Origin of the sequence: Mycobacterium numidiamassiliense (genome assembly GCF_900157365.1) — a bacterium.
GTDB lineage: Bacteria > Actinomycetota > Actinomycetes > Mycobacteriales > Mycobacteriaceae > Mycobacterium > Mycobacterium numidiamassiliense.
This window is the reverse complement of record NZ_FUEZ01000004.1, coordinates 1,249,246-1,261,287: the sequence shown is the minus strand read 5'-3', so window position 1 is coordinate 1,261,287 and position 12,042 is coordinate 1,249,246. Positions and strand designations below refer to the sequence as shown.

Below are 12,042 nucleotides of genomic sequence, written 5' to 3'. Positions count from 1 at the left end.
TCAGTGCCCTAGTTAGACTACTTGACGGTTTTGTCAAACGGCTCTACTCTCAGCCCAACAACGACAACGCGAGGTGGAAACAAGCGTGGACCGGTTCGCCAATGCCCCAATCTTCGACGCCGATCAGCACATGTACGAGACACCGGATGCGCTGACCAAGTACCTCCCCGAACGGTTCCGCAAAGCGGTGCAGTTCGTCCAGATCGGACGGCACACCCGGATCTGCATCCTGGACAAGGTGACCGACTTCATCCCGAACCCCACTTTCGATCGGGTCGCCGCACCCGGCGCGCACGAGAAGTTCTACGCCGGACAGAACCCCGAGGGACTGAGCCTGCGGGAGATGACCGGAAAACCGATCGACTCGATCCCGGCCTTCCGCAACCCGGCCGCCCGGATCGAAATAATGAACACCCACGGCGTAGACGAAGCGCTGGTCTACCCGACGCTGGCCAACCTCGTCGAACACTCGGCCGCCGAGGACCCCGAACTGGTCGTCGCGATCATCCACGCCCTCAACCAGTGGATGCTCGAAACCTGGGGCTACACCTACGAAAACAGGCTGTACATGACCCCGGTGATCACCGCAGCCCTCGTCGACGACGCGCGTCGCGAGCTGGAATACGTGCTGGACAACGGGGCCAAAGCGGTGCTGATGAAACCGGCACCGGTGAAGGGCTACCGAGGTTGGCGCTCGCCGGCTCTTCCCGAGTTCGATCCATTCTGGAGCGACGTCGAGCAGGCCGGCATACCCGTGGTGTTGCACGCCAGCCAACCCCCACTGGACAGCTACGTCACCCGGTGGGAACCTGCTGGTTCGGGCAGCTTCTTCGAAATGGGCGCCTTCCGCTGGATGGTGCTGGGCCACCGCGAAATCTCCGACATGCTGGTCAGTCTCATCTGCCATGGCACCTTGACCCGCTTCCCGAAACTACGGATCGCCAGCGTCGAGAACGGCAGCGCATGGATCCGCCAGCTGTTCGAGGACTTCGAGAGCATGTACGCCAAGATGCCCCAGGCCTTCGAAGAACACCCCCTGGAAGTGTTCCGCCGCAACATCTGGGTCAGCCCGTTCTGGGAAGGTTCCGTCGAGGACGTCGTCACCCGCGTCGGCTGGGACAAAGTGCTCTTTGGCTCCGACTACCCCCACCCCGAAGGACTCGCCGAACCAAAGGACTACTACAAATACGCCGAAGGCATGGATGAACAACGCACCCGAGACTTCATGGGCGACAACGCCCGCCGACTCCTCGGCATCCCGGTCCGAAACCCAGAACCCCTCGATGCTCTACCCGCCTGACGTAAGCGGGACCGCTGTTCACCCACCACCGAAGGTCAAGGTCGGCATGCGGGTCGCTTCCCCATCCGATCTTCCCAGGTACGTCTTGTTAGGACTCAGCGGCGACACAGCCGCCCTGTTGCTTCATCGTTGCCAGGTCCCGCGTGGCATTTCTTCCACGCGAGCGATCAGATGGAGCAAGCAACCTTCGTTGCGTCTGGATCAGGCAGGAAGGCGGCCAAACCTGGCGCTCGCCAGTGCAACCGACCCGAGTGGCCCTCGAACGCGGCCCGCGCCAGGCCGCCCTTGCGCGCAGCAGCCGTTGGCCTTCCGGCTCCTGAGCGGCTTAACAAAAAAACCTTCAGCCAGAGCCATCTCACCGAGTGAAAAGGGCACGCTCTGACACCCATGGAACCGCTATCGAGCGCGAATGCCAGAGACACTGCTGCAAGCCGCTTCGTCTCAGGTGATCAGTCATGCTCTATGCGAATTGCACACCGTAGGAATGCCCTTGGTGGCGTCGCAGGCCTTCGCGGTCGCCTTCCCGTTCGAGAAAAATGACCGCTCCCGACGATGCACCCGCGGCGTCAAGGCACGACGCTGCAACCGATGCCCCGCTCTCCTTTTTCGTCAGCAACGGAGATGGATACCTCCCGACCAAGCTTACGAAAGGACCGTGGGGTAAGTCACTTGCGGGCAACTACGTCGGTGGGCTGCTCGGCCGAAGCATTGAACGCATCGTCGATGATCCCGACCTTCAACCCGCGCGGATAACCGTCGATCTGCTGCGACCCGTCGCCCTGCGCGCCGTGCGAGTGCAAGCCAACGTCGTCCGTCACGGCCGACGCATCCAGCTCGTCGACGCGGTGATGACGCAGAATGAGACGCTGGTGGCGCGTGCCACCGCCTTATTTCTCCGCCGCAGCGAACCGGGCCCCGGCACCGTCTGGACCTCGCCGATCACCATGCCCGCCCCACCACCTGAAAATAGGACGCTTGCCGGCGACGTCCCGATGTTCATGTGGGCATACGGACGCGACCCCATCGCCGGCACTCCCGGCATCGGCGTAGACGAATGGCGACACGACGGTCAGAAGTTCGCATGGATGCGTGAGACCAAGCAGCTCGTCGACCACGAACCGCTCACTCCGTTCATCCGCGCGGTAATGGCCGGCGACGTAACCAGCTCGCTGGCCCACTGGAGCACTGATGGGCTTCACTTCATCAACGCCGACTACACGCTGACCCTCAGCCGACAACCCATAGGCCCCGACATCGGGCTCGCATCAATGTCGCACTACAGCTACAGAGGCGTCGCGACCGGCGTCGTCACGTTCTTCGACCGTCAGGGCCCCATCGGTAGCGGAGTTTCGACCGCGCTGGCCAACCCCGGCTTCACACCGCCCCCCTCCCTAACAATCAGGCCCGAGTCGGCCGAATAGCCGCTAGCGCCAGGCATGAGAACAATCAACTGACCAGGATGAAGACACAGTGGCCGAATCTGAAATTCACTCCGGACAGTTCGTCCATCAGATCCCGGCATTTGGCAACTCATTGGCCAGATCAGCTGGCGCGCATCGCCATCGCTACAACAACATGTAGGTTCCCAAACTGCGTGGCGGAAGCTGGCCCTCGTCGACGCGCTACTCAGGCGCATACAACCAACAACCGCCACTATCGTGACTTCACCACCGCTAGTACCCCAGTTAGGGGTATCTTCCGACGATTCCCTCAGATGCCGAGAGACTGGGCAATAATCAGCTTCATGACTTCGGAAGAAGCCCCATAGGTCGGGGATAGCCCGGCGTCGGCGTAGGCAGCGAAGATCGGGTGAAACTGCGGCATGTCGTCGGAGTCACCACGCAGCTGCAGGCAGCGGTCGACTACCCGGTCGCGCATCTCCGTGCAGAACAGCTTGACGATTGCCGCGTCGGCCGCGGAAAGTTCATCGCTCTCGTGGGCGACTAGGGCGCGGTCCAGCAGCGACTGGCCAGCTTCGATGTCGGTGACACACGTGGCGAGCAGGAACTTGGTCTGCTGGGACGACGACACCGCAGCGCCGAAAGCCTTGCGGTCCTTGGCGTATTCGATGGTGTCGTGCAGTTCCTTCACCGCCGTAGCGTGACTGTTGACGGCGATCGACAGCCGCTCCTGAGCGACGTTCTCGATCAGGTAGCTGAACCCGCGGCCTTCCTCGCCGAGCAGGTTCTCCGCGGGCACGACGACGTCGTCGAAGATCAACATTGCCAGGCCGCGGGTCCTCGGGCCGACCTTGTCCAGTTTGGGGCCACGGGTGAGGCGGGGGCTATTGCCGTCGATGACCAGCAAGCTCAGGCCGTCGCGGCCGGCTGCCGGGTTGGTCGTAACCGGGGTAACGATGAGGTCGGCGTCGGCACCGTCGCAGGCCAACGTCCTCGACCCGTAAACAATATAGTTGCGGCCGTCGCGAATGGCCCTGACAGTCAAGGCTTTATCGTCACAGCCCGCACCAACGTCCGCCGTCGCTAGCGCCGCGACGGCGTCGCCGCCCACCAGCCGCGGAAGCCAGCGGCTCTGCTGCTCAGCGTTAGCGACCCGCAGGAAATACGGCATGGTGATGTCAGTGTGCATTCGGAAGCTGTCGAGTTCGATTCCGGCGCGCCGGGACTCCTCGGTGAGGATGACGTTGAACAGAAAGCCGCCCCGCCCGGCACCACCATATTCTTTGGGAACCTGGATGCTGAGCAGCCCCAGTTTGCCCGCGGCCTTCCAAAAGTGCCGGGGCGGCACTCCTTTGCGTTCCCAGTTCGTGTACTCGGGCACCACTTGGTCGACGTAGAAGTCGCGGACCGTAACCCGGAAGGCCTCGTGGTCGTCATCAAAAAGGTAGCGTTTCACCGGGAACCTCTCTACAAATCAAGCAGGACCATTTCAGGAGATTCGAGGAGTTCTTGTGTCGTGCAAAGGAATTGGGCTACCTGGGCGCCGTCGGCGATGCGGTGGTCGAATGCGGAGGTTAGCGTCATCGTCGGCCGCGCGACAACCGCGCTGTCGACCACCACTGCACGTTGTCCGCCATCACCGCGTAGCAAGCCAACAGGTCGTTGCCGTCCACGCGAATGCCAGGCATCCCGTACCCAACCGCCTTGTGCGCGATGGACAATGCCACCAGCTGCTTGCTCAGGATTGTTCTGCACATAAAAGATGCGCGGCCCCTTGAACACCGCGGCGAAATTGAGGGCCTCGTGTACGTCGCCCTCTTTGATGACGCCGTCACCGAGATGTGCCACCGCGACCGAGTCCTCGCCGAGGCGTTGTGCGACCATAGCAGCCCCGACCGCGTGCAACCCGTACGTCCCGAATGGGAATCGACATCGATGCGCAGCACTTCTTGGTGAACTCCAAACCGCCGTGCCACCTCCCCGCCAGGCGGCCCCGACATTGCCCGGCGGTATTCCACGCAGAATAAACACGCCGAGTTCGCGGTACTGCGGAAACAGCCAATGGGCCTCGCCCAGGCACGCCGTGGCGCCGATCTGGGCGGCGTCCTGACCGCGGTATGAGGGAAACAACGCTAGGTCGCCCAGTCGCTGCAGGTTGACGAATTCACCGTCGAGGTCGCGGGTGACGACGATCAACTCGTAGAGCCAGCACAGGGTCTCCACCGGCAGCTCCCGGTTGTACCGTGCTTCTGCCGTGGACTTTCCGTCCGGGCCGACGAGGATAACCCTCGAGGTCGATGGTCGTGGGCGTCAGGGGCAAACCGGCCTCCTTGATCACAAAGGCGAAGCACCCCGAGCGCTCACCATAGACTATAGCAATGAGACACTATCAATAACTTATGATCAATGCGACGCGGGCCCTTGATTGGTCAATCGAAGACCTTCGTGCAGCGCGGCATGTGGATCGAGGAGTTCGAACTGGGTGTTCTCTATCTGCACCGCCCCGGGCCCATCCTCACCGAGGCGGATAACGTGCTGTTCACCACGCTCACCATGAACACCTGTCGGAGCCGCAATGACTGCATGGCGATGATGGCCCACACGTACCAATCTCAATCCTGTCACTCGCCCAACCGGGGCAGCGCCTCGGCACCAAGGCGGCGCATTGAGGAGCCAAGGTTATACCGGCCCCACCGTGGTTGCCGCTGAGCATTGACATCCAAATAGTGATTAGTTGCCACCGTGCCCGGCGGGCCAAAAACCTCAAGGACCACCCGCTTCGGGCTAAACAGAGTGATGTGATTCGAGACGCGACTGCCAGCCGACGTGGTGTGATGAGCCGCCGAAGATACCGTACAGCCGATACACGCGCAGCCCCCGCGACCGCGACCTACGCCACGGCGACCAGCAGCATCCACCCTCATTTGACCAGCTACCAATCGAAATCCCATACACCCTTTTGCCTTTCGATAACCGGCGATACGATCGCTTCAGGCTAGGACATCCTTCCTGCGCTGAGAGCGGACCGGACAAGGCAAGACATGACGGAGTCCACGTCCGCCCATCGTCCATCGGTCGTTTACCGGGCGACCGGTCGGCAAATCGGTAGCCCAAACCGCCGCGTTACCCGGTAGGTCGGGTCAGGTTGGGGATGATGACGTCATCGACGAGTGCTTGCACGGTGCGACCGGTGGGGGGCCGGCCGGGCATGATCGACCTAAATATCAGGTAGCCGGGCAGCAAGTCCCAGAGTTCGTCGCTGATGGCGGCGCCGGCGATCTCACCGCGGTCGATGGCCTGCTGGAGGATGTGCTGGATCAAGGCTTTCCGCTGCTCGAGGAACTGGTGCTGCAATGCGTCGTTGAGCGCGGGGTTACGCGACACCTCGACAAGCACCGCGCGGATGGTGCTGGCGTGCGTGCGGGCCTGCTGGCACACCAGCTCCCCCAGTTTCAGCAAATCGCCCCGCAGTGTGCCGACATCAGGCGGAACCACGACCTGGCGGATCCCCTCGATGAACGCGGCCAACACCAATTCGGCCTTCGATGGCCAACGCCGATACACCGTGGCCTTGCTGGCCCGGGCCGCGGCCGCGACCGCGTCCACCGTCAACCCGTCACACCCGTGTTGCTGTAGCAGCCGCAAGGTCACCGCAAGCAACTCGGTCTCCCGCGGCGACCACGGTGAGAAGTCCGCGGCACGATCGGCGATACGGGTCACAGTGAAATCAGCACCGTCCTAGAGCACCCAATCCGCCGCTCAAGGTAAACGTTATGGCCAGCCTCATTTCGACACACCATCTCGCATTCTACTCCCCGATCCCGGAAGAGCTTGTACCGCAAGATCATTCAACGTCAATACATCACAGGACCAAACAGGGTGGCTACGCGGGTCTAGGGAGTCGCGATGCTGTCCGCCGCGGGGGTCGTCGAAGAGGATGGTGTCGTCCTTGGATGCAGCGGTTAGGGCATACGCTGGAGCACGCCCACCTGGTCGAGGTGCTCAGTTGCCATTGGCCTCCTTGCCGAAGATCGACGTGCAGTAGTAGTTCTCGCGGAAGAACAGTGCGTCTTCGTTGTCTGGTAGCGGCGGTAGTCCGTTGTCGGCCAGCAACTGGCTCAGCGAAGTGCGGACCGAACGCCAGCCGTGGCTGTCCAGATAGGTTGCGACGTCGTTGCGTTCGCCGTCATAGCGCAACTCGGTGGGGTCGAGGTCGAGTCCATGGTCGCGCCACCGCTGGGTATAGGTTCGCATCATCTCGGCTTGCGCAGCGCCATCCGGCGCGTTCATAAAGATCTCCGCCGCCAGCCGGCTGCCAACGGTACTGAGTGCGGTGATGTTGTCCAGCAAGCGGTCTTGAGCTTCAGGCGGCAGGAAGGCGAGCAGACCTTCGGCGAGCCAGGCGCTGGGCAGGCTGGCGTCGAAACCGGCCTGCACCAGCGCGGTCGGCCAATCGTGGCGCAGATCAATCGGAACCGCCCGCAAGTCAGCTGCCGGTTCGGCGCCCATGTCGGCCAGCGTGGTGATCTTGAACTCGATAACCTGCGGTTGATCAATCTCAAACACCGTCATGTTGGACGGCCACGACAGCCGGTAGCCACGTGCGTCCAAGCCGGAAGCCAAGATCACCGCCTGGCGGATGCCTGCACCAGCCGCATCGGAAAAGAACGCGTCGAAGTAGCGGGTGCGCGCCACCATCATGTCGGTCATACGCTGCAGGCCCCATGGGGCGTTGGGGAGATCAACCTCGGCGACGTCGAGCTCGCCAGTAGCCCACCGGGTGAAGAATTCGACGCCGACTGCGGCCACCAGCGGCTCGGCGAACCGGTCCTCGATAAGTGGATTCTCCGCATTGGTGGCACGAGCCCTGCCCGCGGCCACCATTGTCGCGGTGGCTCCCACACTAGATGCCAGATCCCAGGTGTCGTTGTCTGAACGCTTCATACTTTTGACCTTTCCACTGCCCTCGTCCATTCCCATTGCTGGCCGTCACGCCGGGCCCGGGTTCATCCATCCCCATTGCCCTCATCAGGTCGATGAAGTCCTGTCCGACCTCTGGTTGCGGCTCACCCAGTTTGGCGGCGAGCATCCTCATGAATGGAGAATGTGTACGAGCAGTGGTGCTTTCGGGAATGCGGCCCAAGCCGATCTGGCGGTCGGCTGCACGCATGCCGATAATCGCCATCCGCAAGGCGGCCAATACGTCGTACCAGTGCAGGTCTGCGAGCTTGGTCCCCGCGTACGTTTCGTACCAAGCGATCGTGGTGGCGCGGTCCGGAAGCCCGGCGAGACGGGGCACGCCCATTCCGAGGCTGAAAAGATCGTCGAAGAACAGCCACCAAGCGACGTCGACCTCGGGTGGGCCAAGAGCGGCCATCTCCCAATCTATTACGGCGCTTACCGTCAGGTCGTCGCGGAACAGCATGTTCGCCGACGTCGGATCACCCCACAGGACCCCAACCGGGGCCTCGGTGGGACACTCGCGCATGAGAAAATCGATAGCTGCGTCAGACACGGGGTGTTCCCGGTCGCCGCGCGCCCACCGATACCAATCGGTAACCATGTGCAGGTACTGGTCGAGTCCAGGGGCTCCGCGTGCGGGCTGGTTGAGGAAGTTGAATCCCTGGGTCCAATCAAGTTGGTGGATACGGGCAAGCACGTGCAGCCCATTACGCCAAACTGTTCCGCGCTGGTCTGTGGGCAGGTCCTTCAACCATCCCTGCACGTTGTAGTTGGGGACCTGGTGCACGACGCGACCTTCGCACTTGTGCATAACCAGGAACGGCGCACCGAGCACCGCCCCGTCCCGCTCGATACCGACCATGCGCGGCACGGGCACATCGGAGCATTCCGCGACGACGCGCATCATCTGGTAAGGCAGATCAAGGTCTGCATCGAGGAAAAAGTCGCTGCCCTGATTCTGTCGGCGGATGACCAATTCAAGCTCGGTTGGCGTGCCGCCTTGGACGCAGCTTGCTTTAGCGAAGAAAGTCTGCGCCGAATTGCCGGTACCGGCGAGGGTGAGTGCGGTGACACAGACGCCGGTTGCCGGTAACTTGTCCACCAGCCATGCCGCGAGGGCTTCGTACTTGTGGTCTGAAGTGATTTCGTTCACGATTTCGCGTAGACCTTCAGTAGCGGACCGAGCCGGTCGGTCGTCGTTCCGTGCAGCACAATCTCGTCGGCTCCCGCTGCGCGATACTCATGCAGTCGTGCGGCGACTTGTGCTGCCGACCCAATCGCCGCGCCCGTGGATATCCAGTCATCTGGAAGCAGAGAGACCGCTTCAAGTGAGCGAGCGCGCAACTGTTCGGGGGTACCGGCTTGTAGTTCAAGGTTCGCAAAGCGCGAATCTGCCAGTAGTTGGTGCACTGGCGATGGATCCCAGCAATTTGCGGTGATGATATGACGGGCCAGGTCCCGTAGGGTGAAGTAGGTTGCAGCGCGAGCACGCACGATGTTGGTGATCTGGTCGTCGCTGCAGTCAGGCGCGACGACGACCTCCGCGTAGATTTTAACCCTCTCCGGATCTCGTCCGGCTTCCTTGGCCGCATCGCGCACCATCGCAGCAGACCGGGCGACTCCGTCGGTCGTCAGAAAAGGATGCAGCACTGCACCGTCGAAGTGTGCGCCGGCCAGATGCAGAGAATTCGGCCCGATTGCCGCCAGGATCAGCGGAGGCGCCACGGCAGGAGTGTCAGCCAAACGTACTCGAGGATAGCGGCCGGCTGGGCCGTCATAGCTAACGGTTTCACCGCGCCAGAGCGCGCGAAAGATGTCGGCATAATCCTTGATCGCGGCACCGACCGGGGTGGGGACCCCGAGATCCCGCCACATGCCCGCTACGTTGCGCCCAAAGCCGAGTACTAGGCGGTTGTCCGACAACGCCTGCAAGGTCGATGCCATTCCGGCCAAAACGACGGGGTGCCGCGTACCGAAGTGCGTGACTCCAGCCACCAGCGTCACGCGTGACGTGTTTTGGGTGAGGGCGCCCAGGGTGGCGCCGATCTCTTTGGTTTCCCAGCGTTCAGAAACCCAGACACTGCCCAGGCCGATGCGCTCGCCGATCGCGGCTTGCTGTAGACCTGGCCGCACATCCGTAATCCGTCCTGGCAAAACGTAAGCACCCAGCTCCGGAATTACGTGCTTCGTGCGGCTACAGCGCATGTTCAAAGGAGTGTCGTGCGGCCGGTTGGGGCCATACTTTACGCCGTCGGTCATCGCCGGTCGTACCCTGCGGGCTCTGTCGTGTTCATCGCGGCGAGTTGTAACTATTACGTTCCGATGACGACGGGACTCTAACCAGCGAGGCTGTCGGCGGTACCGATTGGTGGTGTGGTCGGTGTCCGCAGGCGCCGCTGTTCGGCGAACTCTTGGTGCGGCGCCTCCGCTTCCTACAATGATGAACGCCCGACGCATTGAGGGGACTATGAGGGCGTAGAACCTGCGTCTGCATGCCCACCCGGTTCCACCTGGGACAGTACTTCGTGACGGTGTGATTGAGCCGGTGGGACTGCCAGTTTGGGACGCTGTGACGCATCCTTTGCTTCCCGCACCGCACGACGGTCGCACCCAAGGCGCCGAACACCGTCGTCTCGCTGCGCACCACGGTGATACTTTATTTTCATAAGCAAATTACGTCAAGCGTCGAAACCGACCGTCACCTGCCCGCATCATCGACTACCAGCTACCTGGACCACTACATACGACGAGGCTCACGCCGGGGATTCGGCAAGCAAGGGGTGCCGCGGTTACGGCTGCTGCTTGGGCCCTGTCAGGAAGTCCTACCAGGCTGGCCGGCGCGGCCGGACATCGCCGGGGCGACCAGCGTCGTAACCATCGCCAGTGCGGACCCGCGCGACGCGGCGGCTTGGATCATGCGGGGCATAATTCGTTGACCGACTTGGTGATCAACATACGACGCCTGGTATTGGTCTGCGGTCTGGAGTCGGCTTTGACATCGCCCATGATCTGCGCATAGGTGCGGCCCTGGGCGACCTTGTCGCAGATGCCGTGCCCATAGGCCAGTGCGTCGTCGGCATTGGCGAAGTTGTAGCCGGGTCGCACGTGACGTTGATCAGGTACGCCACCGCAACGGCGCGGGAATGGGGAGCACTCGCGACGGTGCCGGCGCACGTGAGCGCTGCGGGCGCACGTGAACGCTGCCGTGCCGGCATCAGGCTGGCCAATGACTTCGGTGTCTTCACGGCTTCACCACCTGACCTCCGCCCTTAGACCGGATCGAATCCGGAGATCAGCCAGCGATCCCCGATTTTGTCCAGCGTCACCCTGACGCTGGAGGCCGTATCGGTGGGTGCGTCGTTGCCGATGATCACGGTCTGATTGACGAAAACCAGCACCACGGCATGGTTTGCAGTCGTCGACACCGACGCCGCAGCGGGCACGCTAGCCGCCGCCGAGATCTGCTTTTGCTTGGCCCCGGGGATCACCACATCGCGGGTGAGCGACGTGTAGGCGTCCTTGAAACTCCCGGTCAGCCGGTCGCGGGCGCCGCCCAGGTCCTTGTCGACGGTGTCGGGCTTGTAGGACAGCAACGCCACCGTGCCGTCGGTTGCCGCGCGCACCGATTCGATACGCGCCTCCTGGGAATCACGCACCGAGGAGTCCAGCCACTTCAGGTAGCCCGCCGCCATCGCGAGCAGCAGCGCCAACGCGGGCAGCACCCCGTAGGCCACCACCCGACCCCACCGCGCACCGCGCAAAACCGCCGGACCTTCGGAGCTGCGGTCGTCGGAGTCGTCCTCGGAGTCCGCGATCGGCGCGGCTTCGGCTTCTCCTTCGATGATCTGCGCCTGGGTCACTGGTCGGGCATCGACCGCCGCGGCGTCCTCGGTGCCGGTCGCCGTGCCGTCGGTGATCTTCGTCTTGCTCATTGCACGAACTCAACGTTGGACACCGTGGCGCCGTCACCGACCTTTTGCACACTGATGCGCATGCGCCAACGCCGCGGCTGCTGCTCGGCGGCCCCGGCGGTGGAGGTCTTCACCGTCACGGCGACCAGCACTTGAGCTTGATTACTGTCGTCGGACTCCCAGCCGGCCTCGTGACGGTGCCCTGGGAATTCGACTGGGCCTGTTTGACCACTTCGCTGAACGCCGGTGAGTGTTTCTTGGAGTCGTCGCAGAACGTCCTGGTGGCCGAATCCAGGATCCGCTGCACATCGGGCTCCGCCTCGGTGTAGCTGGCGGTGGTCAAATTCAGCGCCCCCTGCCGGCCTACCTCCAGGAGGAGTTGGCGCTGCTGCTCGGCCCGATGTGATTGGTGGGCACGAAAACCGAGCCAACCGACGAGCCCGGCGAGAGATACGACGACCATTGTTCC

At 62.6% G+C, this 12,042-nt stretch carries 14 protein-coding genes and 2 pseudogenes; 3 read left to right on the top strand and 13 right to left on the bottom strand.

Annotated features, from left to right (window positions below):
- The first annotated feature begins 130 nt into the window (after positions 1-130).
- Both MNAB215_RS14680 and MNAB215_RS14675 read left to right on the top strand, forming a co-directional pair.
- Complete coding sequence (locus tag MNAB215_RS14680; RefSeq protein ID WP_425436537.1) at positions 131-1,300, top strand: amidohydrolase family protein; 1,170 nt, start codon at positions 131-133, stop codon at positions 1,298-1,300.
- 536 nt (positions 1,301-1,836) lie between these two features.
- On the top strand, positions 1,837-2,721 hold the full coding sequence (locus MNAB215_RS14675; protein WP_077079496.1) for an acyl-CoA thioesterase domain-containing protein: 885 nt from the start codon (positions 1,837-1,839) through the stop codon (positions 2,719-2,721).
- 289 nt (positions 2,722-3,010) lie between these two features.
- Here MNAB215_RS14675 and MNAB215_RS14670 read toward each other — a convergent pair whose 3' ends face one another.
- The 4 genes and pseudogenes from MNAB215_RS14670 to MNAB215_RS30535 form a co-directional block, all read right to left on the bottom strand.
- On the bottom strand, positions 3,011-4,156 hold the full coding sequence (locus tag MNAB215_RS14670) for an acyl-CoA dehydrogenase family protein (RefSeq protein WP_077079495.1): 1,146 nt from the start codon (positions 4,154-4,156) through the stop codon (positions 3,011-3,013).
- Between the two features lie 11 nt (positions 4,157-4,167).
- A complete protein-coding gene (locus MNAB215_RS29955; protein WP_083743405.1) occupies positions 4,168-4,284 on the bottom strand; it encodes a 2-oxo acid dehydrogenase subunit E2 in 117 nt (38 codons plus the stop codon).
- A complete protein-coding gene (locus MNAB215_RS30540) occupies positions 4,281-4,388 on the bottom strand; it encodes a hypothetical protein (RefSeq protein WP_281253359.1) in 108 nt (35 codons plus the stop codon). Before MNAB215_RS30540 ends, MNAB215_RS29955 begins: the two co-directional genes overlap by 4 nt.
- 115 nt (positions 4,389-4,503) lie before the next feature.
- Positions 4,504-4,923 (bottom strand): annotated as a pseudogene (locus MNAB215_RS30535) (thiamine pyrophosphate-dependent enzyme); the annotation flags it as partial.
- 183 nt (positions 4,924-5,106) lie between these two features.
- Here MNAB215_RS30535 and MNAB215_RS14655 point away from each other — a divergent pair.
- Positions 5,107-5,262 (top strand): annotated as a pseudogene (locus MNAB215_RS14655) (MaoC family dehydratase); the annotation flags it as partial.
- A gap of 59 nt (positions 5,263-5,321) precedes the next feature.
- Here MNAB215_RS14655 and MNAB215_RS14650 read toward each other — a convergent pair.
- The 9 genes from MNAB215_RS14650 to MNAB215_RS14615 form a co-directional block, all read right to left on the bottom strand.
- Entirely contained in the window at positions 5,322-5,624 is a 303-nt protein-coding gene (locus MNAB215_RS14650; RefSeq protein WP_077079494.1) for an MmpS family transport accessory protein, read from the bottom strand.
- A gap of 199 nt (positions 5,625-5,823) precedes the next feature.
- Positions 5,824-6,420, bottom strand: a complete 597-nt coding sequence (locus MNAB215_RS14645) for a TetR/AcrR family transcriptional regulator (protein ID WP_077079493.1) — start codon at positions 6,418-6,420, stop codon at positions 5,824-5,826.
- A 282-nt stretch (positions 6,421-6,702) separates the two neighbouring features.
- Positions 6,703-7,644: a class I SAM-dependent methyltransferase gene (locus tag MNAB215_RS14640; protein ID WP_077079492.1), complete on the bottom strand. Its 942-nt coding sequence runs from the start codon at positions 7,642-7,644 to the stop codon at positions 6,703-6,705.
- Entirely contained in the window at positions 7,604-8,815 is a 1,212-nt protein-coding gene (locus MNAB215_RS14635; RefSeq protein ID WP_077079491.1) for a phosphotransferase family protein, read from the bottom strand. The genes MNAB215_RS14640 and MNAB215_RS14635 overlap by 41 nt, the downstream gene beginning before the upstream one ends.
- Positions 8,812-9,921, bottom strand: coding sequence for a TIGR03857 family LLM class F420-dependent oxidoreductase (locus MNAB215_RS14630; RefSeq protein WP_245830317.1), 1,110 nt, complete (start codon positions 9,919-9,921; stop codon positions 8,812-8,814). Before MNAB215_RS14630 ends, MNAB215_RS14635 begins: the two co-directional genes overlap by 4 nt.
- A gap of 654 nt (positions 9,922-10,575) precedes the next feature.
- Positions 10,576-10,767, bottom strand: coding sequence for a DUF732 domain-containing protein (locus MNAB215_RS30790; protein WP_425436454.1), 192 nt, complete (start codon positions 10,765-10,767; stop codon positions 10,576-10,578).
- 164 nt (positions 10,768-10,931) lie between these two features.
- Positions 10,932-11,594 carry a hypothetical protein gene (locus MNAB215_RS14620; RefSeq protein WP_083743403.1) on the bottom strand — a complete coding sequence of 221 codons (663 nt, stop codon included), beginning with the start codon at positions 11,592-11,594 and terminating at the stop codon, positions 10,932-10,934.
- Complete coding sequence (locus tag MNAB215_RS30685) at positions 11,591-11,725, bottom strand: hypothetical protein (RefSeq protein WP_342743211.1); 135 nt, start codon at positions 11,723-11,725, stop codon at positions 11,591-11,593. Before MNAB215_RS30685 ends, MNAB215_RS14620 begins: the two co-directional genes overlap by 4 nt.
- On the bottom strand, positions 11,710-12,036 hold the full coding sequence (locus MNAB215_RS14615; RefSeq protein WP_342743210.1) for a tetratricopeptide repeat protein: 327 nt from the start codon (positions 12,034-12,036) through the stop codon (positions 11,710-11,712). Before MNAB215_RS14615 ends, MNAB215_RS30685 begins: the two co-directional genes overlap by 16 nt.
- Between the last annotated feature and the right edge of the window lie 6 nt (positions 12,037-12,042).

Coding starts and splice junctions, on each gene's coding strand:
- MNAB215_RS14650 (WP_077079494.1), bottom strand. CDS start 5,624: ATGAGGGTGGATGCTGCTGGTCGCCGTGGCGTAGGTCGCGGTCGCGGG.
- MNAB215_RS14620 (WP_083743403.1), bottom strand. CDS start 11,594: ATGAGCAAGACGAAGATCACCGACGGCACGGCGACCGGCACCGAGGAC.
- MNAB215_RS14630 (WP_245830317.1), bottom strand. CDS start 9,921: ATGACCGACGGCGTAAAGTATGGCCCCAACCGGCCGCACGACACTCCT.
- MNAB215_RS30540 (WP_281253359.1), bottom strand. CDS start 4,388: ATGCCTGGCATTCGCGTGGACGGCAACGACCTGTTGGCTTGCTACGCG.
- MNAB215_RS29955 (WP_083743405.1), bottom strand. CDS start 4,284: ATGACGCTAACCTCCGCATTCGACCACCGCATCGCCGACGGCGCCCAG.
- MNAB215_RS14640 (WP_077079492.1), bottom strand. CDS start 7,644: ATGAAGCGTTCAGACAACGACACCTGGGATCTGGCATCTAGTGTGGGA.
- MNAB215_RS14615 (WP_342743210.1), bottom strand. CDS start 12,036: ATGGTCGTCGTATCTCTCGCCGGGCTCGTCGGTTGGCTCGGTTTTCGT.
- MNAB215_RS14675 (WP_077079496.1), top strand. CDS start 1,837: ATGACCGCTCCCGACGATGCACCCGCGGCGTCAAGGCACGACGCTGCA.
- MNAB215_RS14680 (WP_425436537.1), top strand. CDS start 131: ATGTACGAGACACCGGATGCGCTGACCAAGTACCTCCCCGAACGGTTC.